Genomic DNA, 22,620 nt, shown 5'->3' with positions numbered 1-22,620 from the left:
ATGACACAGCACACGCCCATTCTGATCGTCGGTGCCGGCCAGGCCGGCGCCATGGCTGCGGCCACGCTGCGTGGCCTGGGCTACGGCGGCCGCCTGGTCATGGCAGGCGGCGAACGACACGCGCCGTACGAGCGCCCACCGCTGTCCAAGTCCGTGCTTGCCGACGTCGAACAGGACGGCAAGATCGGCGTGCACCCCGCCAGCTTCTATGCCGACCAGGACATCGAACTGCGGCTGGGCGCCTGCGTCAGCGCGCTCGATGCAGCGCGGCATGTCGCGCACCTGGCGGACGGCAGCGCCATCGGCTACGACGCCTGCCTGCTCGCCACCGGCGGCAAGGCACGCGTGCTGCCGGCGCTGCCCCCGGGCACGCCCCATGTGCATTACCTGCGCTCGCTGGATGACGCGGCGCGCCTGCGCGACGCCATGCCGCGCGCCGGGGAACTGGTGGTGATCGGTGGTGGCTTCCTTGGCCTGGAGACCGCTTCGACGGCCGCGGCCATGGGCCTGAAGGTTACGCTGGTCGAGCATGCACAGCGCCTGCTGGCCCGCGCGCTGCCCGCTGAGCTTGGCATGTGGCTGGCCGACCGGGTGCAGGCGCAAGGCGTGACCCTGCGCCTCGGCTGCGGCATCGTTCATTGCGATGTCCAGGGCGGCGCCGTGCGGATGCAACTCGACGACGGCGCTTCGCTGCGCGCGCCCCTGGTGGTGGTTGCCATCGGCCTCACCCCGGAAGTCACGCTGGCTGCGGGCGCCGGCCTGGCACTGCATCCCCAGAACGGCGGCATCCAGGTCGACGCCCGGTGCCGCACCAGCGCCGAAAGCGTCTACGCCGCTGGCGACTGCTGCAGCCAGTACCAGCCGCTGTTCGGCACCGAAGTGCGGCTCGAGTCGTGGCAAAGCGCCAATGAGCAGGCGCGCATCGCGGCAGCATCCATGATGGCCGTGGATGCCGAACCCGCAGCACTGCCGTGGTTCTGGACTGACCAGTTCGGCTGCAACGTACAGATGGTCGGCGCCGCGCATCCGGATCTCCGTTATACCTGGCGCGGCAGCGCCGCCCCCGATGACGCCGCGCCGAAGTTCATGCTGCTGGGCACCCGCCAAGGCCGCCTGAGCCACGCCATTGCCGTGAATGCTGGCGGCGACCTGCGTCAGTTGCGCGCACTGGTTGGACGAGACGTCTCATCCCATCTGGCACGCCTGTGCGACGACAACTTGCCGCTGCGGCAGGTCGTCCGCGAACGCCAGGCCGAAGCAGACAGCTCCATCACACTCTGAGAGAACCCCCACATGTATCAGACACAAGCGGTGATCCAGCACACGCTGGGCAAGAAGAACCCGTCACTGGATGAATGCCGCTGGCCCGAGGACGGCCTGCACTACATCCCCGACTGGGTCTATACCAGCCAGGCCGTGCATGACCTGGAACTGCAGAAGATTTTCCGCGGCCGCTCGTGGAACTATGTCGCGCTCGAAGCCGAAATCCCGCATGCGGGCGACTTCAAGCGCTCGTATGTCGGCGCGACGCCGGTGGTCGTGTCGCGCGCCGAGGACGGCTCGATCAACGTGTTCGAGAACCGGTGCGCGCACCGCGGCGCCGAGTTCTGCCGCCACAGCCAGGGCAACGCCAAGGAATTCGTCTGCCCTTACCATCAGTGGTCCTACGATCTCAAGGGTAACCTGCAGGGCGTTCCGTTCAAGCGCGGCGTCAACCGCGCCGGCGGCATGCCCAAAGACTTCCGCAACGAAGACCACGGACTGGTGAAGCTGCACGTGGCAACGCGCAACGGCGTGATCTTTGCCTCCTACGCGCCCGACATGGAAAGCCTGGAAGACTACATGACGCCGGAGATCCTGAAGGACTTCGACGTGGTCTTCAACGGCAAGCCGCTCAAGGTGCTCGGCTATTACAAGAACGAACTGCCGTGCAACTGGAAGATGTACCACGAGAACCTTAAGGACCCCTACCACGCCACGCTGCTGCACTCCTTCCTGGTGGTGTTCGGCCTGCTGGTGGCTGGCAACGAGTCGGCAATGATCGCCGACCCCGTGCACGGCCGCCACGGCACCATGGCATCGGCCAAGAAGGAAGACAAGTACGCGGCCGTCAGCGACGAGAACAAGAAGGAGATGCGCTCGTACCACGAAGGCATGCGGCTGGAGGACGAGCGCTTCCTGGAGTACGTGCGCGAGTTCGACTCACCGTGGTCGGTGACGATGCAGACGATCTGGCCCAACCTGATCGTGCAGCGCGAGATGAACACGCTGGGCGTGCGCCAGATCGTGCCCAACGGCCCCGACAGCATGCTGATGCTGTGGACCATGTTCGGCTACGAGGACGATACCGAGGAAATGACGCAGCACCGCCTGCGCCAGGGCAACCTGATGGGCCCCGCCGGCTTCCTCGGGCTGGAAGACAATGAGGCGATGAAGTTCGTGCAGGAAGGCGTGCGCCGCTCCAGCAGCGACCTTAACGTGCTCAAGCTTGACGCGCAGCAGATCGGCACTTCCAGTTCCCTGATCTCGGAATCCGCGATCCGCGCGATGTACCAGTACTACCGCGGCGTGATGGGGTTCTGAACGCCGCCTGACGGGATCCAAAAAGCATATGAAACCGATGAACTACTCCCTCTATCGCGAGAGCACCCTCGGCACCGCGCGCGCGGCCGAACTGCGGCTGGAGATCGATGCCTTTCACGCCGACTATTGCGCGGCGCTGGACGCCGGCATGGTCGAACGCTGGCCGGGCTTCTTCACCGACGATGCGCTCTACCGCATCACCGCGCGCGAGAACGCCGAACGCAACCTGCCGGTCGGGCTGGTGTATGCCGAAGGCATCGGCATGCTGCGCGACCGCGCCGCGGCGATCGCCAATACGCAGATGTTCGCCCCACGCTACAACCTGCACCTGGTAACCAACACGCGGGTCAGCGACGAGACCGCCGACGGCGATATCGTGGCGCAGGCAAATTTCATGCTGTTGCAGACGCTGGTCGAAGGCCCCACCACGATCCACCTCGCCGGGACCTACCATGACCGCTTCCGCCGCCAGGGCGGCAGGCTGTTGCTGCGCGAGCGCCAGGTGGTGTATGACACCACCATCATCGCGAACGACCTGGTCTATCCGGTCTGAGCCACATCGCAATAAAAACGGCGGGCCTTGGACCCGCCGTGGTGCTTACATGCTCCGCAACACGGTGCGGCTGTACTGGTTGTTGGCCTCCACCAGTGTTGCCAGCAATTCCATGAATACCTCTCGCTGCGCCGGCTTCAGCGGCGCCAGCATGCGCTCCTGCGCGCGCGCCATGTCGGCACGCAACGACGTGACCACGCTCTTGCCTTCGCGCGTCAGGTGGACGTGGCGCGTGCGCCGGTCCGCGGGATTCTCGCGACGCTCGACCAGGCCGCGCTCTTCGAGCCGGCGCACCACATCCATTGTCGTGGTTCGGTCCAGCCCCACCTCCTGTCCCAGGGAGGTCTGGTCCAGTCCCGGCAGCACCGACAGCACGGTCAGGATGGCGTACTGCACCGGCGTGATATTGGGCGCCTTGCACTCCTCGAAGAACATCGCCACGTGGATCTGGTGAAGCCGCCGCACCAGAAACCCGGGACGTGCCCAGAGCAGTTCCTTGGCCGGATCTGCTTCCGGCACTGCAGTAGCCAGGCTGCCGCTTTCAGTCGTTGCACTGCGCTTTGCTCTCGAAGCCATCGCCTTAACCATTTTGTATGCACACTGACAGTATATATGAGGCTCGGTCAAGGCGCCCCCCCCAAAAGGGGTCGCAACCGATGGCACCCAGGTCACAGGGCGCAGCGGTCTCAACGCGCGCCGGCGTCGCGGAGAAGGCGCTCGATCTGCGTATAGCCGCGCTGGCGCGCATGCTGCAGCGGCGTGATCCCGTCGCCATCGGCCAGGTTCACGTTGGCCCCGGCCTGGACCAGCAGGCGCACGATCTCGGTATGGCCCGCACCGCCGTTGCCGAGGATGATGGCCTCGAGCAAGGCCGTCCACTTGAGCCGATTGACGTGATCCACCGCCACCCCGGCCGCGATCAGCATGCGCACGGTCTCGACGTGGCCGCGCTCGGCGGCGGGAATCAGCGCGGTGCCGCCGTAGCGGTTGGTGCTGCGCAGATCGGCGCCGTGCGCCAGCGTCATGCGCAGGATCTCGTTGTGGCCGCGCGCGCCGGCATACAGGTAGGGACTGTCGTGGATCGCGTCCTGCGCGTTCACGTCGGCGCCGGCATCGATCAGCACCCGCGCCGCCTGCACGCGGTTGTGGTGCGTGGCCAGCAGCAGCGCGGTGCGTCCCTGCGCGTCGCGCGCGTCGATGCTGGCGCCCTGGGCCAGCAGCGCGCTGACCTGCGCGGCGTCGCCGCGCGCCGCGGCCTCGCGCAGTTGTTGCTCGGGCGTTGCGCTCGCGGTGGCAGGAACGGATGTCAGCATGGCAATGAACAGGGACAGTGAAATGAGCAGGCGCGCCACCAGCATGTGGAATCCTTCAGGGGTACATCGGCCGCATTCTGGCACGCCGCCCGCGCCATGCGAAGTTAAGGATTCGAATGCGCACCAGTGCCAGCCGCAATAGCCCGCCGGCGCCCGAATACGCTCTATAACAACCCGCGCCACCGTGCCCGCGCACGCTGTCCTATAGTCGCGAGGCCCGCATCATGTCCGCCTGCGCGGGCCAGGCCTGAACGGAGACAACGCGTGTCGACAACCGAAGCCTATCTGCTGGATTCCATCCGCCTCGCCATGGAGAACGTGCGCGAGCGCAATACCTGGCCCTTTGGCGCCGTGGTGGTCAAGGACGGCACGGTGCTGGCCCGCGCGGTCAACGAGGTGGATGCCACCTGCGACCCCAGCGCGCATGCCGAGATGCAGGCGGTGCGCGCCGCCAGCCGCGCGCTGGGCAAGCCCGACCTGCGCGGCTGCACCGTGTACGCCAGCGGCTATCCCTGCCCGATGTGCCTGACGGCGATGTACCTGGCCGGGGTCGAGGCGGTCTACTACGCGTATTCCAACGAGGATGGCGCCCCTTACGACCTGTCCGCCGAGCGCGGCTACGTCGAGCTGGCCCGTCCGCTCGAGCAGCGCGAGATGAAGCTGGCCTACGTGCCGGCCCGCGACCGCGGCGTCGACCTGTACGAAGCCTGGCGCGCGCGGCAAGCGCAGTAAGGCGAGGGACAAGACCGGGAGCGGACGGCTGCCGCTCCCCTTGCCCACGATGCCGGCGTGGCCATCGCCTTGTCACCGGGGCCGGCTAGTATGGAGATGACGGCGTTGCGACAGTGGGTCACATGTAACGGCCGGCGGCAGCAAGGAACCGCGCGCGGAGCCTCCCGTCAAACCAATGGATTGCGAGACGGCGGCAGCGCTGCGCATTGCGGCGCAACATGTGCAACGCATGTGGCCGCGTCGTCCCGACGATCGTATTACGCCTTCCCGCCGGCGCGATGTCGCCGCGCAGACTCCCAGCAAACGCCCCCCTCTAGCCAAGGAGACGAACGTGCTGAGCCCGCATGAACTTGCCACGCTGCTGTTGCTGAGCGACGGCCCCGATTCCCTCGATTCCACCGATTCCCGCCAGATCGATCCCACCGACCTCAAGGCCCTGGTCGAAAAGCGATTCGTTCACCTCGAAGTCCTGCACGGCCGCCGCCAGGCGCCGCGCATCACCAGCCACGGCTATTCCATGCTCAAGGCCATGGGACGCTGAGGCTGAGACCGCGGCCCTGCCCGACTCGCGGCAAGCGCCGTCCGGCCCACTTGCAACACCACGGAGGCCACCATGACATTGGACCCGGCGCCTGCTGCCGGGGTCCCGGCAGATCCCGACGCGGCGCGCCGCCGCTTCCTGCGCGACCTCGGCCTGCTGGCCGCGGCCGGCATTGCGCCAGGCACGGCCGCGGCGGCGACTCCCGCGGCCTGCCTGTTGACGCCGGCCGCCACCGAAGGCCCGTTCTACCTGGACGATGCCCTGGTGCGCGCCGATATCCGCGACGGCCGTCCCGGCCAGCCCTTGCGGCTTCGCATCCGTGTGGTCGATGCCGGGCACGGCTGCGCGCCGGTGCCGGGTGCCCTGGTCAGCATCTGGCACTGCGATGCGCAAGGCCACTATAGCGGCGAAGGCGGCGGCGACCGGCAGGCGCGCTTCCTTCGAGGGGTCCAGCCGGCGGACAGCGACGGGATGGCCAACTTCACCTCGATCTATCCCGGCTGGTACGCGCCGCGCGCCATCCATATCCATTTCAAGGTACTGCTCGGGCGCGCGGAGGCGCTGACCAGCCAGCTGTATTTCAGCGACGCGCTCAACCGCCAGGTCCTGGGCAGCCATCCGGCCTACCGTGCGCACGGCGTGCCGGCGCGCGCCACCGTGCAGGACCCGATTGCGGGGCCGCGCCCCAACCTGATGGAAGTGCGCGAGAGCTCCGGCGCGGCGGGGATGCTCGAAGCCAGCTTCACGGTCGGCATCGCGCGCGCCTGAGCCGGCGGCACGCCGCTCGTCCGCGGCCACGAAGTGCGCCGGCGCACACCGCGCGGGTAATCCCTAGATTGTGGTTCCCTGTGCCTTTCCTACCATGAAGGGAATCACGGGCCACCTGCCCGGCACCTCTGCCCGTCGGCAGGCCTGCCGCGCGTCCGCTGGCCCCGCATGCTCCAGTTTTTCCCGACTTTTCCGGTGTTCGCGTCAGTGGCGAGCGGCCTCGGTGCTCCTTGGCCGGCACGCTCGCGGGTAGTCCCACACTCATCAGAGGGAGACGGTCATGGCATCCAGGGCGAGGAAATCAGAGGGGCGGAGCAGCGGTGAAGGTAGCGGCCAGGGCAGCAGCGTATCCCGGCGCGGGTTCCTGGGCGGCGCCGCGGGCGCCGCCGCGGGGGCGGCCGCGATGGGCTTCCCGGCCATCGTCAAGGCGCAGGGGCCAGTCACGATGCGCTGGCAGAGCACCTGGCCGACCAAGGACATTTTCCATGAGTTCGCCGGCGACTTCGTTACCAAGGTGAACGACATGTCGGGCGGCGACCTCAAGATCGAGCTGCTGCCCGCGGGCGCGGTGGTCAAGGCCTTCGACCTGATCGACGCGGTCAGCAAGGGCACGCTCGACGGCGGCCATGGCGTGATCGCGTACTGGTACGGCAAGAACTCTGCGCTGGCGCTGTGGGGCTCGGGCCCGGCCTGGGGCATGGACCCGAACATGCTGCTGGCGTGGCACAAGTACGGCGGCGGCAAGGAATTGCAGCAGGAGATCTACCGCAGCCTGAACCTGGACGTGGTGTCGTTCCTGTACGGCCCGATGCCGACCCAGCCGCTGGGCTGGTTCAAGAAGCCCATCACCAAGCCGGAAGACTTCAAGGGGCTGAAGTTCCGCACCGTGGGGTTGTCGATCGATATCTTCACCGGCCTGGGCGCCGCGGTGAACGCGCTGCCGGGCGCCGAGATCGTGCCGGCGCTGGACCGCGGCCTGCTCGATGCGGCGGAATTCAACAACGCCAGCTCCGATCGCGCGCTCGGCTTCCAGGACGTGTCCAAGATCTGCATGCTGCGTAGCTTCCACCAGTGCTCTGAGCAGTTCGAGATCCTGTTCAACAAGAAGCGCTACGACGCATTGCCGGCCAAGCTCAAGGCCCTGATCACCAACGCGGTGGACGCGGCCTCGGCCGACATGTCGATGAAGGCGATCGACCGCTATTCCAAGGACTACCAGGCGCTGCAGCAGCAGGGCGTAAAGTTCTACGCCACCCCCAACTCGGTGCTGCAGGCGCAGCTGAAGATCTGGGACGAGATCGTGGCGCGCAAGGAAAAAGAGAACCCCATGTTCAAGAAGGTCAATGATTCGATGAAGGCCTTCGCGCAGCGCTCCACGCGCTGGCAGAACGATACCAACGTCGACTACCGGCTGGCCACCAGCCATTACTTCTCCAAGCGCGGCTGAGCCCCCGGGACGCGCGCCGTGCAACGCCTGCTGCTGCGCATCGACTGGCTCAGCACCTTCGTCGGCCAGGCCGCCTCGTGGCTGATCATCGTGCTCACGCTGATGATCAGCTACGAGGTGTTCTCGCGCTATGCGCTGGGCACGCCGCACGCGTGGGTGTTCGACGCCAGCAACATGCTGTACGGCACGCTGTTCATGCTGGCGGGCGCCTACACGCTCGCCAAGCGCGGCCACGTGCGCGGCGATATCCTCTACGGCTTCCTGTCGCCGCGGATGCAGGCCGGCATCGACCTGGTGCTGTACGTGGCCTTCTTCTTCCCCGGCGTGATCGCGCTGGCCTGGGCCGGCATCGACTTCTTCGAGGTCTCGCTGGCGCAGAACGAACACTCTTCCATCGCCGCCGACGGCCCGCCGATTTATCCGTTCAAGGCGGTGATCCCGGTGGCCGGCGCGCTGCTGCTGCTGCAGGGCGTGGCCGAGACCATCCGCTGCATCATGTGCCTGCGCAGCGGCAGCTGGCCGCTGCGCGAAGGCGATGTCGAGGAAGTCGACGTCGACAAGCTCAAGGAGATGGTGCAAGGCACGCCCACGGCCGAGCTGGTCGACGCTCCGCCACCGCGCGACAACCCGCCGGGAGCCGGCCGATGAGGAAAGAACTGTGGTTTGGCGTGTCGCTGATGGTGCTGATCATCGGTGGCGTGGTGGGGTTCATGCCCGCACCGGGGGACTGGACCAACGGGCACCTGGGCCTGCTGATGCTGGCGCTGATCGTGGTAGCGATCATGCTGGGTTTTCCCACCGCGTTCACGCTGATGGGCATGGGCGTGCTGTTTTCCTGGCTGGCCTATCGCCACGCCAACCCTGAGATCGCGGTACAGCAGACCCTGGACCTGATGGTGCAGCGGGCCTATGCGGTGATGACCAACGATGTGCTGATCTCGGTCCCGCTGTTCGTGTTCATGGGCTACCTGGTCGAGCGCTCGAACCTGATCGAGAAACTGTTCCGCAGCCTGCACCTGGCGCTGGCCTGGATCCCTGGCTCGCTCGCGGTGGCCACGCTGGTGACCTGCGCGATTTTCGCCACCGCCACCGGCATCGTCGGCGCGGTGGTCACGCTGATGGGCCTGCTGGCCTTCCCCGCCATGCTGCGCGCGGGCTACAGCACCTCGATGTCGGCCGGGGCGGTGACCGCCGGCGGCTGCCTGGGCATCCTGATCCCGCCTTCGGTGCTGCTGATCGTCTACGGTGCCACCGCGGGTGTGTCCGTGGTGCAGCTCTATGCCGGGGCCTTCTTCCCCGGCCTGATGCTGACCGGACTCTATATCCTCTACATCGTGCTGCTGGCCAAGCTCAAGCCCGCACTGGCGCCGCCGCTGCCGGAAGCCGAACGCGTGGTGCCGCTGCCGCCGGTGGCGCGCACGCTGCAGGCGCGCGGCGCCACCCATGCCCTGCCGGCGCTGGGCGCGGGCCTGATGCGCGCGCTCAAGGGCCCGCGCAATGCCGAGGTGCCGAGTGCCGTGTTCGCGCGCCAGCTCGGCATCGTGCTGCTGCCCGCGCTGGCAACGGCGCTGGTGATGGGGACGATCTACAGCGCGGTCACCGCGCCCGCCGCGAGCATCGCGGTCGAGGCGCCGTTGTCGCTGGGTGGCGCAGAGGAAAGCAGTGCGGCGGTGGACGACCTGGCGGCACCGCCGTCGGAGGAGCCGGCGGCGCCGGCCGCCGCGGCACCGGCCACGCCTGCCGCACCGGCCACGTCCGCCAGGCCCGCCGCCACCGAAACCGACGCCCGGGCGCCATCGACCCCTGCCGCCGCAACCGTCGCGGCACCGCGCTGGTTCTGGATCACGCTGGCGGTGGTGGGCCTGCTGCTGGTGTACTTCTACTGGCGCTTCAGCTTTGCGCGGGTGGAAATCTTCAAGATGCTGCTGACGTCGTTCTTCCCGCTGGCGCTGCTGATTCTCGCCGTGCTGGGCTCGATCGTGTTCGGGCTGGCCACGCCCACCGAAGCCGCCGCGGTCGGCTCGCTCGGGGGCGCGCTGCTGGCCGCCGCCTACCGCCAGCTGACCTTCGGCGTGCTCAAGGAATCGGTGCTGCTGACCGCAAAGACCAGCGCCATGGTGTGCTGGCTGTTCGTGGGCTCGTCGATCTTCTCGGCCGCGTTCGCGCTGCTGGGCGGGCAGGCGCTGGTCGAGCAATGGGTGCTGTCGATGAACCTGTCGCCGGTGCAGTTCATGATTCTGGCGCAGATCATCATCTTCCTGCTCGGCTGGCCGCTGGAGTGGACCGAGATCATCATCATCTTCATGCCGATCTTTATCCCGCTGCTGGACAACTTCGGCATCGACCCGCTGTTCTTCGGGCTGCTGGTGGCACTGAACCTGCAGACCGCCTTCCTGTCGCCGCCGGTGGCGATGGCGGCGTTCTACCTGAAGGGCGTGGCGCCGCCCCATGTCACGCTGAACCAGATTTTCCTCGGCATGCTGCCGTTCATGGGCATCCAGCTGATTGCACTGGTGCTGCTCTACGTCTTCCCTGAAATCGGCCTGTGGCTGCCGGCCGTGCTGTACCGCTGAGCGCCGCATCGTTGCCGCGGCGCCCGTTTCCTATACTGGTTGGCAATGCCAACCGATGCCGCCCTCGCCAGCCCCCCTCCGGACACCACCTTCCGCACCGACATTCCCGGGCGGCTCGACCGCCTGCCGTGGTCGCGCTGGCACTGGCGCGTGGCGATCGCGCTGGGCGTCGCGTGGGTGCTCGATGGCCTGGAGGTCACGCTGGTCGGCTCGGTCGGCGCGGTGCTGGAGCGACCCGATACGCTCGGGCTGAGCGCGACCGAGGTGGGCTGGTCGGGCTCGCTCTACATCGCCGGCGCGGTGCTGGGAGCGCTGGTGTTCGGGCGCATGGCCGACCGGCTCGGCCGCAAGCGCCTGTTCCTCGCCACGCTGGCGGTCTACATGGTGGCCACGCTGGCGACCGCGTTCGCGCCCGACTTTGCCTTCTTCGCGGCCTGCCGCTTCTGCACCGGCCTGGGCATCGGCGGTGAATATGCCGCCATCAATTCCGCCATCGACGAACTGATTCCCGCGCGCGTAAGGGGACGCGTGAACCTGGCCATCAACGGCAGTTTCTGGCTGGGCGCGGCGTTGGGAGCGGGGCTCAGCCTGGTGCTGCTGGATGCGCGCGTATTCGGCCCGGTGTGGGGCTGGCGCGCCTGCTTCGCGCTGGGCGCGGTGCTGGCGGTGGCGATCGTGCTGGTGCGCCGGCATGTGCCCGAGAGCCCGCGCTGGCTTGCCACGCACGGGCGGCTCGACGAGGCCGAGCGCATCATCGCCGCGATCGAGGCCGAAGTGCGCGCCAGCCATGGGCCGCTGCCGCCGGTATCGCCCGATTGCGCTGCGCTCGCGATGCGCCGCCGCGCCGCGCCCGGCGTGGGCGAGGTCATGCGCCTGCTGCTGCGGCGCTTTCGCCAGCGCAGCCTGATCACGCTGGCGCTGATGGTGGCGCAGGCCTTCTTCTACAACGCGATCTTCTTCACCTATGCGCTGGTGCTGTCGCGCTTCTACGGCGTGCCGGAAGCGCGCGTGGCGCTGTATATCTTTCCGTTCGCGCTCGGCAACGCGCTGGGCCCGCTGCTGCTGGGCCCGCTGTTCGACCACGTGGGGCGCCGGCGCATGATCGCCGCCACCTACGTGCTGTCAGGCATCGGCCTCGCGCTGACCGGCTGGGCCTTCATGCAGGGCTGGCTCGACGCGCGCACGCAGGCGCTGTGCTGGTCCGCGGTGTTCTTCCTCGCCTCGGCCGCGGCCAGCTCCGCCTACCTGACCGCGAGCGAGGTGTTTCCGCTGGAAATGCGCGCGCTGGCGATCTCGGTGTTCTACGCCGTGGGCACCGGCACCGGCGGCTTTATCGCGCCGCTGCTGCTGGGCGCATTGATCGAGAGCGGCAGCCGCGCAGCGGTGGCGGCGGGCTACGGCTTCGGTGCGGCGCTGGTGATCGTCGCCGGGCTGCTGGCCTTGCGCTTCGGCATCGACGCCGAACGGCGTCCGCTGGAGCATATCGCGCCGCCGCTCGGCAGCGACGAATAGAGACGCTGCGCGGCCCCTTCTGCGGCGTGTTCTCGATGCCGTGTTAAGCAGTGCTACAGCCTCCTCTTACACATTCTTACAGCAAGTGAAGGGGCAACTGACTAGCCTTAACTCACCCGCGGCGGCCTGAGTGCGTGAATCTTTGCTTCAGCGGGCCGCCATGTCTTGGCCAAGCAACTGGCCATTGTTCAACTCTGCCTGGATGAAGCCGGGCAATTCTACGGGCTGCACGCCGCTGCATGCGGTATGTCGGCCCGATTGCAAGGTGCGCCGATACGGCCCAGCCACATCGCGCGTGCTGCAGACAACAAGCTGAATTGGGGACTTGCAAGCCGGGCTACGCGCGACAGCCCTTGCGCGACGCCACACGCTTGCCTGACGGATACGCTCGCCCGGCATCCATGCGCCGGATGCCGGCGGGGATGCTTTTTGACTTTGCTTGCCGGAGAACAACACCATGGCCGACCAGCGCAACAACCCGCCGCCGCGCCCCCACTCACTGACCCCGGCCCCGCTGCGCCAACCCTCCTCTGGCGACGGGCTGGTGCAACGCCCGCAGCCGGTCGCCGTGCCGCTGTGGCACATCGTGCCGCGCATGGCCGGCTACGGCGTGGTGCTGTTCATCATCTGGGCCGTGCTGACGATCATGTTTCCAAATGTGTTTACGCGCTCATCGGAACGCGCGGTGGTGAACAACCCCGTCAGCCTGGTGACATCACCGGTGGAAGGCGTGGTGATGAAGCAGATGGTGGCCGCGGGCCAGCCGTTCTCGGCCAACCAGGCGCTGATGGTGGTGCAGAACCCCAACATCGACCGTTCGCTGCTGGTCGATCTGACCGGCAAGAAACTCGACAACCAGCAGCGCTATGACTCGGCCAAGGCGCGGCTGGAAAGCAACCGCCGGCTGCTGGCCGCCACCGACCAGGACCTGCAGCGCTACAACGGCGCCGCGCAACGCGAGCACGCCGCGCGCGTGCGCGCGCTGGAAGCGCGCCTGGCATCGGCCAAGGCCCAGGAAGACCAGCAGCAGGAGGTGGTCAACCGCAACCAGGGGATGCAGTGGGCCGGCGCGGTCAGCGAGGCCTATACCAATGCCTCGCGCTACCAGCTGTCGATGCTGTCCAACGCCAAGGCCGCGGCCAAGGCCGAACTCGACAACGCCATCGGCGAAAGCCAGGCGTCGCGCAACAAGATCTATGCGTCGTCCACCGACGGCCCCAGCGCCACGCTCGCGCAGCGCCGCCAGGTGCTGGGCGCGGAAGCGGCCCAGCTGACGGCGGAGCTCGAGCAGCTGGAAGCCTATGGCAAGTCCGTCGACACAATGATCGCCACCGAGCAGGAACGCCTCGAGCGGCTGTCCAACCTGGAGATCCGCTCGCCCGAGCCCGGCACCATCGAAGACCTGATCGCGCAGCCAGGCATGCGCGTCGCCGCCGGCGCCACGCTGGCGCGCGCCAGCAACTGCGCACAGACCAGCGTGGTGGCGGTGTTCCCGCGCAGCCTCAGCGACAACCTGCTGCCCGGGGCGCGCCTGAACGTGCAGGTCGACGGCGTGCCCACGGCGCTGCCGGCCTCGGTGGCCGAGGTGCTGCCGCGCGCGCCGGACGGCGACCAGGCGCGCTACTTCGTGCCGTTCCCGCCGATCGAAAAGAACGAGATCTATGTCATCGCCAGGCTCGACCGCCCGCTGGGCAACCTGCCGGCGAAGGCCGGCGCGGCATCCGGCAGCGCGGCCGCGCCCGCTACCGCGGGCACGGCCACGGCGGCGGCGCCGGCGCAGTCCGGGCACTGCGGCATGGGCCGCTGGGCCCGCGTCACGCTGAACCAGAGCTGGCTGGGCCAGTTGCGGGCATCGCTGTAAGCGCCCGCGCCAAGGAGAGCCGGATGCGATTGCCGATTTCGACCCCACGCCTGCCCTGCCTGGTCGCCGGCGCGCTGCTTCCCGCCGTGCTGGCGCTGGCGCCGATCGCGGCGCATGCCGCGGATCCCGCGCAGCAGGCTATGCTGGCCGAAGGCTGCCAGGCACTGGCCGCTCAGGTCAGTCGCGCCGGCGGCAACGGCGCGCTGTTCCTGCCCAGCTACGAGCCCGCGCCCGGCGGCGAGCCGCTGGCGCCGGCGCTGCGCAATACCGCCTTCGTCTACGACAACGCGCTGGCCGGCATCGCGCTGGTAGCGTGCAAGCGGCCCGCGGAAGCGCGCCGCATTGCCGATGCGGTGCTGCAGGCCACCCGCCAGGACCGTCACTTCCGCGATGCGCGCCTGCGCAACGCCTATCGCGCCGGCCCGCTGCCGGCGGGCCCGGCGCCGCTGCCGGGCTGGTGGGACGAACCCAGCAAGCGCTGGTTCGAAGACGCCTACCAGGCCGGCACCGCCACCGGCAACGTGGCCTGGGCCGCGCTGCTGCTGCTGGCGGTGCATGACGCCACGCGCGATGCGCGCTATCTCGACGGCGCCGCGGCGCTGATGGGCTGGGTGCATGCGACCGTGCCGGACCCGGCCGCGCCGGCCGGCTACATCGGCGGCTTCTTCGGCCATGAGCCCAAGCAGATCCGCCAGGGCTGGAAATCGACCGAGCACAACGTCGACACCTATGCGGCCTTCAGCTGGCTGGCCAGCCTGCGCAACGAGCCGCGCTGGCGCGACGGCGCGGCGCGCTCGCGCGGCTTTGTCAGCGCCATGTGGCAGCCGCGCGAGGGCCGCTTCATCATCGGCACGCACGACGACGGGCGCTCGCCCAATGCCGGCCCGTCGGCGCTGGACGCGGTGCTGTGGCCGCTGATCGCCTTCCCCGATCCGCCGCAGGACTGGCGCCGCAATCTGGCCTGGGTCGAGGCCAGGCACCGCGCCGGCGCCGGCTACGGCTTCAAGGGCAGCCCCGACGGCATCTGGACCGAAGGCACCGGACAGGCCGCGCTGGTGCTGCAGGCCGCGGGACAGGCGCAGCAGGCCGCGCCGCTGTGGCCGCTGCTGCGTGCGCAGCGCGCGCCGTCCGGCATGCTCTATGCCACTCCGCAGGCGCGCGTCAGTACCGGGCTGTCGATCGGCCCCACCTCCACCACGGAGGACTTCCATTATTTCCACCTGCCGCATCTGGGCGCCACCGCATGGGCGGTGCTGGCCGCCGCGCGCTGGAACCCGTTCCGTCCGGGCGGCTGCCTGGAGCCGTCCTGCCCGCCGCCGGCGATTGCCGCCAGCCCCACCTCCGACAAGGACTGACGATGTTCGCCCTCTTCCTGGAAAACCAGACGCTGCTGGTCATCAACGGCGGCGTGCTGCTGGCCACGGTGCTGCTGTCGCTGCTGTGCCGGCACGAGCGGCCGGCGGACCGCATCCTGTTCGGCGGCGTCACCGCGCTACTGCTGGGCGTGTACCTGACCTGGCGCATCCGCGAAACCCTGCCCGACTGGCAGATGACCTTCGCCAGCGTATGGGCCCATGTGTTCTTTACCTTCGAATGCATGACGCTGGCCTATACGCTGCTGTCGATCGTGGTGCTGGCCCGCACCAGCAACCACACGCCCGATGCCGACGCGGGCGAAGCCGCGCTGCGCCGCGCGCAGCGGGTGCCGCCGGTGGACATCTTCATCGCCACCTACAACGAAGGCCTGGAGATCCTGGAGAAGACCATCGTCTCGGCGCTGGCGATCGACTATCCGGACTTCCGCGTCTGGGTGCTCGACGACACCCGCCGCGACTGGCTGCGCGAGTTCTGCGAGCGCGTCGGCGCCAACTACGTGACGCGTCCCGATAACGCCCACGCCAAGGCGGGCAACCTCAACAACGGCCTGCGCCACAGCGCCGCCGCCGGCGGTGCGCCCTACATCCTGGTGCTCGACGCGGACTTCGCGCCCCATCGCAACATCCTGCTGCGCACCGTGGGCCTGTTCGGCGACCCGCGCGTGGGCGTGGTGCAGACGCCCCAGTTCTACTACAACGCCGATCCGATCCAGTACAACCTGCGCGCCACCGAATGCTGGGTCGACGAGCAGCGCGCCTTCTTCGACGTGATGCAACCGGCCAAGGACGCGTGGGGCGCGGCGTTCTGCATCGGCACCTCGTTCGTGGTGCGGCGCGACCTGATCGAGCTGATCGGCGGTTTCCCCACCGGCACCGTGACCGAGGACATCCACCTCACCTACCGGCTGCTGCCGCACGGCTATATCACGCGCTGGCTCAACGAGCGCCTGAGCGTGGGCCTGTCGGCCGAGGGCCTGCCCGAGTACATCAGCCAGCGCAGCCGCTGGGGGCTGGGCACGATCCAGGTGGCGCTGACCGCCGACGGGCCGCTGCGCGGGCGCGGCTACACCGGCATGCAGCGGCTGCACTACGTGCACGGATTGCTGCACTGGCTGTCGCGCCCGTTCACGCTGATGCTGCTGGCGGGGCCGCTGCTGTACTGGTACTTCGGCGTCTCCACGCTGTACGGCGAGCCGCTGCAGTTCCTGGCCTACGGCCTGCCTGCGCTGGTGGCGTACTGGGCGTACAGCATCTGGATCACCGGACAGCGCGCGCTGCCGATCTTTACCGAAGTCACGCAGATCGTCGCAGCGCTGGCGGTGACCGCGTCGCTGGTCAGCGCGATGTTCAAGCCGTTCGGTCGGCCGTTCAAGGTCACCAACAAGGGGCTGGACCGCTCCAAGCTGGTGATCCACGGCAAGTTCGCCGCGCTGTACGCCGGCCTGCTGGGGTTCTCCGCGCTCGGCCTCGGCCGCGCGCTGGTGGTCGACCCCGATGCGCAGGGCCTGGCCTTCAACACGATCTGGACCGGCGTGGCGCTGATGCTGTACCTGGCCTCGCTGCTGGTGTGCGTGGAACTGCCGCGGCCGCGCAAGGAAGAGCGCTTTCCGCACCATGCCGCCGCGCTGCTGCGCGTCGACGGGCGTGAATACCGCGTCACCACCAAGGATTTGTCCTGCAACGGCGTGGCCGTGATCACGCCGCTGGCGCCGGCCTTCCGCCCCGGCATGGAAGGCGCGCTGTGGCTGGCGCAGACCGGCTGGATCCCGTGCCGCGTGGTACGCCGCGACGGCCAGCTGCTGGGCATCGCGCTGCATACCAGCATGGCCGCGCGCCACGCGCTGATCCGGCTGCTGTTCACCGATCCCGCCCACAACATTGCCCGACAGGGGCAGCCCAAGCTGGCGATTTCGCGCTTCATGCGGCGCGCGCTGATGGGCTGACCCCTGCTGCTCCCCGTTTCTCTCTCTCCGGAACCATCCATGCGAAGCCTGCCCCGTCCCCGCCGCCGTGCCCCCCTGCCGCCACGCCTGCTGTTGCCTGGCGCGATGGTACTGGCGCTTGCCGCGTGCACGCTGGAGCCGCAATACCAGCGCCCCGAAGCGCCGATCCCGTCGGCGTGGCCCGACGGCGCGGCCTACCGCACCTCGCAGGCCAAACCGGCCAACGGCACCGCGCAGCCGGGCCAGCCGGCGCAGCGCCCCGGCCCTTCGGCCGCCGACCTGGGCTGGCGCGACGTCTTCGTCGACCCGCAGCTGCGCCAGCTGATCGAGCTGGCGCTGGCCAACAACCGCGACCTGCGCATGGCTACGCTGGCCATCGACGAGGCGCGCGCGCTGTACCAGATCCAGCGCGCGGCGCAGTTCCCCACCGTGGAGGGCAATGCCGGCATGGTGTCGCAGCGGCTGCCGCAACGGCTGCGCGCGGCGGGACAGTCGCCGCAGATCACCACCTACAACGCCGGCATCGGCCTGACCGCGTTCGAGCTGGACTTCTTCGGCCGCGTGCGCAGCCTCAAGCATGCCGCGCTGGAGGAATACATGGCCACCGAAGAAGCGCGCCGCAGCGCGCAGATCAGCCTGGTGGCGGAAGTGGCCAGCGCCTATCTGACGCTGCGTGCCGACCGCGCGTTGCTGCAGCTGTCGCAGGACACGCTCAAGACCCAGCAGGACGCGGCCGAGATGGTGCGGCGGGGACGCCAGGTCGGCGCGATGGCGCAACTGGACCAGCATCGCGCGCAAACCCAGGTGCAGACCGCGCAGGTGGGCGTGGAGCAATACACCCGGCAAGTCGCGCAGGACGAGAACGCGCTGGCGCTGCTGATCGGCGGGCCGCTGCCCAAGTCGGTCACCGATGCCGGCGCGGCGACCGCCAATCCGAATGCCCCGGCGCCGGATCCGCTCGACGCGCGCATGCTGATGCGCGAGTTCCCCGAAGGGCTGCCCTCCAGCGTGCTGGTGCGCCGTCCCGACATCCTCGACGCCGAGCACCGGCTCAAGGCCGCCAACGCCAATATCGGCGCGGCGCGCGCGGCCTTCTTCCCGCGCATCTCGCTGACCGGCGCGCTGGGCGTGGCCAGCAGCAGCCTTGCGGGGCTGTTCTCGGGCGGCATGGCGTGGGTCTTTGCGCCGCAGCTGACGGTGCCGATCTTCGATGCCGGCCGCAACCGCGCCGGCCTCGACGCCGCCAACGTGCGCAAGGACATCAACGTCGCCAACTACGAGAAGACCATCCAGACTGCGTTCCGCGAAGTGGCCGACAGCATGGCGGCACGCGCCACCTACGAGCGCCAGGTGCAGGCGCAGGAAGCGCTGGTGCGCGAAGGCAGCGAAACCCGGCGGCTGTCGGAGATGCGCTTCAAGAACGGCGTGGACGATTACTTCGGCGTGTTCGACGCGCAGCGCGAGCTCTATACCGCGCAGCAGGCGCTGATCACCTACAAGCTGGCCGGGCTGACCAGCCGCGTATCGCTGTACAAGGCGCTGGGCGGCGGCTGGCGCGAACTGACCGAGACCGCTCCGGTCGCAGGCGGCGGGACCAATGCGGCGCCCGCGGCCCGGCCGCAAGCCGCGGCGCGGCCCCAGGCCGTGACGCAGCCGCAAGCCGTCGCGCGACCTCAGGCGGTGGCGCAGCCACAAGCTGTCGCGCGACCTCAGGCGGCGGCGCAGCCGCAAGCTGTCGCGCAGCAACAAGCCATTGCGCAGCCGCAAGCCGTTGCTCAGCAACAGCCAGTCGCGCAGCCTCAAGCCGTCGCACAGCAACAGCCGGTCGCGCAGCCTCAAGCCGTCGCACAGCAACAGCCGGTCGCGCAGCCTCAAGCCATCGCACAGCAACAGCCCGTCGCACAGCCGCAGCCAGCGGCGCAACCGCAGGCGCCGGCACCGGCCCCGGCGACGGTGCAGCCGGCCGCTGCGGCCACTGCACCACGCTAAGACTCGCGCGTCGGCTCGCGGCGCTGGTCAGAAGTACTTCAGCCAGCGCCAGTCCCGCCGCGTCGCCTTCAGCACCGCGAACCAGCGTACCGCCGGCCACAGCAACAGCGCCAGCACCACTCCCGCCAGCCACAGCTGCCAGACATGGTCCAGGCCGAACACGCGCCCCTGGTTCAGCCCCCAGCGCTGCACGCACAGCTGGTAAAGGCCCTGCAGCACATACAGGTGCAACAGGTAGAAGAACATCGGCACCGCGCCGAACACGGCCAGGCAACGCCCTGTCCGGCCGCCCTGCGCGCGCTCCAGCCACAACAGCAGCAGGCAGCCGGGGCCCAGCGTCAGCAGCAGGAACAGCAGCGACGGCGGGTACTTGGTCACGTTGAGGAAGCTCATCGCGGTGTGCAGGGCATCCGCGCCGGGCATCCATTTCTGTTCCTGGCCGTAGCCATTGAGCGCGCGCAGCCACGCAAACCCGGCCAGCCCCGCCAGGCCGCTGGCGGCCAGCCTTAGCTGGCGCGCGCGGGCAGGCATGGTCGCGGCAAACCACGGCCCCGCCGCATAGCCCAGCGCGATCACGCCGAGCCACGGCAGCACCGGATATGAAGTGCGCACGCGCAGGCCATCGGCCACATCGAGCCAGGCGCGGTCGTGCAGGATCGCCCAGGGCACGTGCCAGGCACTGTCAGCCGCGAAGTGCAGCGGGCTCAGCAGGTTGTGCCCGGCCACCAGTGCAACGCCTGTCGCGACCAGCGCCGCGCGCGGCAGCCATACCAGCGCGGCCAGCGCCATCATGCTCAGGCCGATGGCCCAGATCACCTGCAGATACATCACCTGCGGCGGCAGGCGCCAGGTCCAGGCAAAGCCCACCAGGGTCAGCTCCAGCAATACCAGGAACAAGCCGCGCCTGAGCAGGAAGCCGCTGACCGCGCGCCGGTCGTGCCCGGCATTGCCGTAGAGCCAGGCCGACACGCCCGCCAGCGCGATGAACACCGGCGCGCACAGGTGGGCCAGCAGCCGCGAAAAGAACAGCGCCGGCGAGGTGGCGGCAACATCCATCGGATCAGCGACCGGCACGTGCAGGAAGAACATGTCGCGCACATGGTCCAGCAGCATGATCAGGATCACCAGCCCGCGCAGCGCGTCGATAGACAGCAGCCGGTGGCTCGGGCCGGTGGTGGTCCGCGCCAGGGATGACGGCATCATCGGTCCCCGTCAGTAGCTCAGCTGCACGCCCAGCCGCACGCTGCGGCCCGCGCCGGGCGCCACCCACAGGCTGCTGTACGAGCTGGCGTAATAGGTCTTGTCGAACAGGTTGCCGACGTTGAGCGACACGCGCACGTGGCGGCTGTATTGCCAGTAGCCGTGCAGGTCCACCAGCACATAGGCGGGCAAGGAGAAGCTGTCCTGCACGTCGCCCGGGCGTCGTCCGACATAACGCACGCCGGCGCCTGCGCCGTAGCGCTGCCCCACCGGCGCCGCGTCCTCATACATCGCCAGCAGGCTGGCGCTGGTGCGCGGCACGTTGGACAACGGCGTACCGGGGGCAAGGCGGGTGTCCTGCGTGATCTCGGCATCGGTCAGCGCGAAGCTGCCCGAGACGCGCCAGTGCGCGCCGAGCTGCCCGGCCACGTCGAGCTCGACGCCGCGGCTGCGCGCTTCACCGGCGGCAAGATAGAACGAAGGATCGGCCGGGTCGGCGGCCAGCACATTGCGCTTGCGGATCTCGAACACGGCCAGCGTGGCGCCGGTGCGGCGGTCGTCGCTGTCGAACTTGATGCCAGCCTCCAGTGCGCGGCCGCGCTCTGGATCGAACGGCTGGCCGGCGGCGTCGGTGCCGGCATTGGGGCGGAACGACTGGCTGGCGTTGGCGAACAGCGACAGGTTGTTGCTGGCCAGGTAGCTCACGCCCACGCGCGGCGACACCGCGTTGTGGTGCTGTGTGGTGCGGGTGCCGCGCAGGTGGTCGTCCAGCGACTGGCTGAAGCTGTCGAAGCGCACGCCGGCCAGCACGCGCCAGCGCTCGCCCAGGCTTAGCTGGTCCTGCGCGTACGCGCCGACATTGTGCTGGCGCTCGTAGGTGTCCATGTTCCAGGCCAGCGGCGGCGCCGGCTGGCCATAGACCGGATCATAGATGTCGATCGCGTATGGCTGCGCGGCGCTCGGGTTTTTGCGCAGGATCGCCATGGTGTTGCCGAAGCGATAGGCGTCGACGCCCAGCAGCAGTTCATGCCCGACCGGGCCGGTGCTGAACTTGCCGGTCACGCTGGCCTGCAGCGAGACATCGTCGGACTGGAAGTCGCGGTAGCGGTGCTGGCGCCATAGCGTGCGGCCATCGGCGGCGAGCGTGGTTGCCTCGCTCGAATGTCCCGCCAGCGCGCCGCCGCGGTACGACAGGCCGAGCCTGCCCCGCCACTGCGGCGAGAACTGGTGCTCCACGCTGAGCTGGTGCGACTGGCTGTCCAGGCGCAGGCTGCCGTCGCCGGGCTCGCCCAGGAAGCGCGAGCGCGGGATGCGGCCCAGTTCGCCGTTGACGGCGACCACACCGCGGTCCATCGGCGTGGTGTAGCGCTGGAATTCCGCCGCGTACTGCAGGATGGTGTCGTTGCCGAGCATCCACGTGATCGACGGCGCGACCAGGTAGCGCTGGCTGTGGATGAAGTCGCGCGTGCTGCCCTGGTGGTCGGCCACCGCGATCAGCCGGCCGGCGATGTCTTCGCCCAGCGGGCCGGTGACGTCGGCGCTGGCGCGGTAGCCGTCGCGCGTTCCCAGCTCGAAGCCGTAGCGCTGCGCGGGCCGTAGCTGCGGCTGGCGCGTGACCACGTTGAAGGTGCCGCCCGGCTCGCTGCTGCCGTACAGCGATGAGCTCGGGCCCTTGAGCACCTCGACGCGGTCGATGGTGGCCGCGTCCAGCGGCGCGGTATAGCCGCGGTTGGCGGCGAAGCCGTTGATCAGGTAGCCGGCGCCGGTGTTCTCGTTGCCGGTGAAGCCGCGCATGGCAAAGTTGTCCCACAGCCCGCCGAAGTTGTTCTGGCGCGCGACGCCACTGACATAGTCGAAGGTCTGGTCGAAGCGGGTCGCGGCAAGGTCGTCGAGCATGGCGCGCGGCACCACGCGCACCGACTGCGGGATCTCGCGCAGCGGCGTGTCGGTGCGGGTCGCGCCAGACGCATCGGGCGGGTTGTATGATGCGGTGGCCGTGCCGGTCACCGAAACGGTTGGCAACGTAATATCGGAGGCCTGCGCGGGCTCCGCCGCGTCGGCCAGGCCGGACATCGCCAGCATCAGGGCGGCCACGGGCCGCCGGGCCGGTACCGGCCGGAACACCCTGTGCAGGAACGAAAGCGGCACCAGGTGCCGGGCACGGCTGGGCTGCGCAAGCAGCATAAAGACACCCCGAAAAAAACGAGTCGCCGCGGCGGCCATCCGACT

18 protein-coding genes are annotated in these 22,620 nt (G+C 68.9%); 14 read left to right on the top strand and 4 right to left on the bottom strand.

Annotation, left to right across the window (positions count from 1 at the left end):
* The 3 genes from MKD50_RS26880 to MKD50_RS26870 are packed head-to-tail and all read left to right on the top strand — an operon-like array spanning position 1 to position 3,136.
* Positions 1-1,281, top strand: a complete 1,281-nt coding sequence (locus MKD50_RS26880) for an NAD(P)/FAD-dependent oxidoreductase (protein ID WP_240071809.1) — start codon at positions 1-3, stop codon at positions 1,279-1,281.
* A gap of 12 nt (positions 1,282-1,293) precedes the next feature.
* Positions 1,294-2,583, top strand: coding sequence for an aromatic ring-hydroxylating dioxygenase subunit alpha (locus MKD50_RS26875; RefSeq protein WP_115699944.1), 1,290 nt, complete (start codon positions 1,294-1,296; stop codon positions 2,581-2,583).
* Positions 2,584-2,620: 37 nt separating this feature from the next.
* Complete coding sequence (locus tag MKD50_RS26870; protein ID WP_172582345.1) at positions 2,621-3,136, top strand: aromatic-ring-hydroxylating dioxygenase subunit beta; 516 nt, start codon at positions 2,621-2,623, stop codon at positions 3,134-3,136.
* A 45-nt stretch (positions 3,137-3,181) separates the two neighbouring features.
* On the opposite strand, the gene MKD50_RS26865 is transcribed toward MKD50_RS26870, so the two are convergent.
* Positions 3,182-3,712, bottom strand: a complete 531-nt coding sequence (locus MKD50_RS26865; RefSeq protein ID WP_115699942.1) for a MarR family winged helix-turn-helix transcriptional regulator — start codon at positions 3,710-3,712, stop codon at positions 3,182-3,184.
* A 110-nt stretch (positions 3,713-3,822) separates the two neighbouring features.
* Positions 3,823-4,494, bottom strand: coding sequence for an ankyrin repeat domain-containing protein (locus MKD50_RS26860; RefSeq protein ID WP_252669423.1), 672 nt, complete (start codon positions 4,492-4,494; stop codon positions 3,823-3,825).
* A 219-nt stretch (positions 4,495-4,713) separates the two neighbouring features.
* Between MKD50_RS26860 and MKD50_RS26855 the strand changes: the two genes are divergently transcribed.
* The 11 genes from MKD50_RS26855 (at position 4,714) to MKD50_RS26805 (ending at position 19,191) form a co-directional block, all read left to right on the top strand.
* On the top strand, positions 4,714-5,181 hold the full coding sequence (locus tag MKD50_RS26855; protein WP_240071807.1) for a nucleoside deaminase: 468 nt from the start codon (positions 4,714-4,716) through the stop codon (positions 5,179-5,181).
* A 331-nt stretch (positions 5,182-5,512) separates the two neighbouring features.
* Positions 5,513-5,722, top strand: a complete 210-nt coding sequence (locus MKD50_RS26850; protein ID WP_092313251.1) for a hypothetical protein — start codon at positions 5,513-5,515, stop codon at positions 5,720-5,722.
* 72 nt (positions 5,723-5,794) lie between these two features.
* Complete coding sequence (locus tag MKD50_RS26845; protein ID WP_252669421.1) at positions 5,795-6,490, top strand: intradiol ring-cleavage dioxygenase; 696 nt, start codon at positions 5,795-5,797, stop codon at positions 6,488-6,490.
* Between the two features lie 403 nt (positions 6,491-6,893).
* Positions 6,894-7,937: a TRAP transporter substrate-binding protein gene (locus MKD50_RS26840; RefSeq protein ID WP_240072102.1), complete on the top strand. Its 1,044-nt coding sequence runs from the start codon at positions 6,894-6,896 to the stop codon at positions 7,935-7,937.
* A gap of 18 nt (positions 7,938-7,955) precedes the next feature.
* Positions 7,956-8,585 carry a TRAP transporter small permease subunit gene (locus MKD50_RS26835; RefSeq protein WP_115699937.1) on the top strand — a complete coding sequence of 210 codons (630 nt, stop codon included), beginning with the start codon at positions 7,956-7,958 and terminating at the stop codon, positions 8,583-8,585.
* The gene (locus tag MKD50_RS26830; protein WP_252669420.1) at positions 8,582-10,510 is read left to right on the top strand and encodes a TRAP transporter large permease; all 1,929 of its coding nucleotides are present in this window, start codon (positions 8,582-8,584) and stop codon (positions 10,508-10,510) included. Before MKD50_RS26835 ends, MKD50_RS26830 begins: the two co-directional genes overlap by 4 nt.
* 45 nt (positions 10,511-10,555) lie before the next feature.
* On the top strand, positions 10,556-12,022 hold the full coding sequence (locus tag MKD50_RS26825) for an MFS transporter (protein ID WP_115699935.1): 1,467 nt from the start codon (positions 10,556-10,558) through the stop codon (positions 12,020-12,022).
* Positions 12,023-12,479: 457 nt separating this feature from the next.
* Positions 12,480-13,883, top strand: coding sequence for an HlyD family secretion protein (locus tag MKD50_RS26820; protein ID WP_252669418.1), 1,404 nt, complete (start codon positions 12,480-12,482; stop codon positions 13,881-13,883).
* 23 nt (positions 13,884-13,906) lie between these two features.
* Entirely contained in the window at positions 13,907-15,238 is a 1,332-nt protein-coding gene (locus MKD50_RS26815) for a hypothetical protein (protein ID WP_252669416.1), read from the top strand.
* A gap of 2 nt (positions 15,239-15,240) precedes the next feature.
* On the top strand, positions 15,241-17,202 hold the full coding sequence (locus tag MKD50_RS26810; RefSeq protein WP_115699932.1) for a glycosyltransferase: 1,962 nt from the start codon (positions 15,241-15,243) through the stop codon (positions 17,200-17,202).
* Between the two features lie 39 nt (positions 17,203-17,241).
* Positions 17,242-19,191, top strand: coding sequence for an efflux transporter outer membrane subunit (locus MKD50_RS26805; RefSeq protein ID WP_305882094.1), 1,950 nt, complete (start codon positions 17,242-17,244; stop codon positions 19,189-19,191).
* A 27-nt stretch (positions 19,192-19,218) separates the two neighbouring features.
* On the opposite strand, the gene MKD50_RS26800 is transcribed toward MKD50_RS26805, so the two are convergent.
* Complete coding sequence (locus MKD50_RS26800) at positions 19,219-20,394, bottom strand: acetyltransferase domain-containing protein (RefSeq protein ID WP_252669414.1); 1,176 nt, start codon at positions 20,392-20,394, stop codon at positions 19,219-19,221.
* Between the two features lie 9 nt (positions 20,395-20,403).
* Positions 20,404-22,575, bottom strand: coding sequence for a TonB-dependent siderophore receptor (locus MKD50_RS26795; protein ID WP_252669413.1), 2,172 nt, complete (start codon positions 22,573-22,575; stop codon positions 20,404-20,406).
* Positions 22,576-22,620 lie beyond the last annotated feature (45 nt).

This window comes from Cupriavidus mimosae (assembly GCF_023952485.1).
Classification (GTDB): domain Bacteria; phylum Pseudomonadota; class Gammaproteobacteria; order Burkholderiales; family Burkholderiaceae; genus Cupriavidus; species Cupriavidus taiwanensis_C.
Note: the sequence above shows the minus strand (reverse complement) of the source record. Positions and strands in the feature narration are given on the sequence as shown.

What these genes read in the sequence shown, in the direction of transcription:
- MKD50_RS26880 (WP_240071809.1), top strand. Translation starts at nt 1, where the DNA reads ATGACACAGCACACGCCCATTCTGATCGTCGGTGCCGGCCAGGCCGGC.
- MKD50_RS26875 (WP_115699944.1), top strand. Translation starts at nt 1,294, where the DNA reads ATGTATCAGACACAAGCGGTGATCCAGCACACGCTGGGCAAGAAGAAC.
- MKD50_RS26870 (WP_172582345.1), top strand. Translation starts at nt 2,621, where the DNA reads ATGAACTACTCCCTCTATCGCGAGAGCACCCTCGGCACCGCGCGCGCG.
- MKD50_RS26865 (WP_115699942.1), bottom strand. Translation starts at nt 3,712, where the DNA reads ATGGCTTCGAGAGCAAAGCGCAGTGCAACGACTGAAAGCGGCAGCCTG.
- MKD50_RS26860 (WP_252669423.1), bottom strand. Translation starts at nt 4,494, where the DNA reads ATGCTGGTGGCGCGCCTGCTCATTTCACTGTCCCTGTTCATTGCCATG.
- MKD50_RS26845 (WP_252669421.1), top strand. Translation starts at nt 5,795, where the DNA reads ATGACATTGGACCCGGCGCCTGCTGCCGGGGTCCCGGCAGATCCCGAC.
- MKD50_RS26840 (WP_240072102.1), top strand. Translation starts at nt 6,894, where the DNA reads ATGGGCTTCCCGGCCATCGTCAAGGCGCAGGGGCCAGTCACGATGCGC.
- MKD50_RS26830 (WP_252669420.1), top strand. Translation starts at nt 8,582, where the DNA reads ATGAGGAAAGAACTGTGGTTTGGCGTGTCGCTGATGGTGCTGATCATC.
- MKD50_RS26825 (WP_115699935.1), top strand. Translation starts at nt 10,556, where the DNA reads ATGCCAACCGATGCCGCCCTCGCCAGCCCCCCTCCGGACACCACCTTC.
- MKD50_RS26820 (WP_252669418.1), top strand. Translation starts at nt 12,480, where the DNA reads ATGGCCGACCAGCGCAACAACCCGCCGCCGCGCCCCCACTCACTGACC.
- MKD50_RS26815 (WP_252669416.1), top strand. Translation starts at nt 13,907, where the DNA reads ATGCGATTGCCGATTTCGACCCCACGCCTGCCCTGCCTGGTCGCCGGC.
- MKD50_RS26810 (WP_115699932.1), top strand. Translation starts at nt 15,241, where the DNA reads ATGTTCGCCCTCTTCCTGGAAAACCAGACGCTGCTGGTCATCAACGGC.
- MKD50_RS26805 (WP_305882094.1), top strand. Translation starts at nt 17,242, where the DNA reads ATGCGAAGCCTGCCCCGTCCCCGCCGCCGTGCCCCCCTGCCGCCACGC.
- MKD50_RS26800 (WP_252669414.1), bottom strand. Translation starts at nt 20,394, where the DNA reads ATGATGCCGTCATCCCTGGCGCGGACCACCACCGGCCCGAGCCACCGG.
- MKD50_RS26795 (WP_252669413.1), bottom strand. Translation starts at nt 22,575, where the DNA reads ATGCTGCTTGCGCAGCCCAGCCGTGCCCGGCACCTGGTGCCGCTTTCG.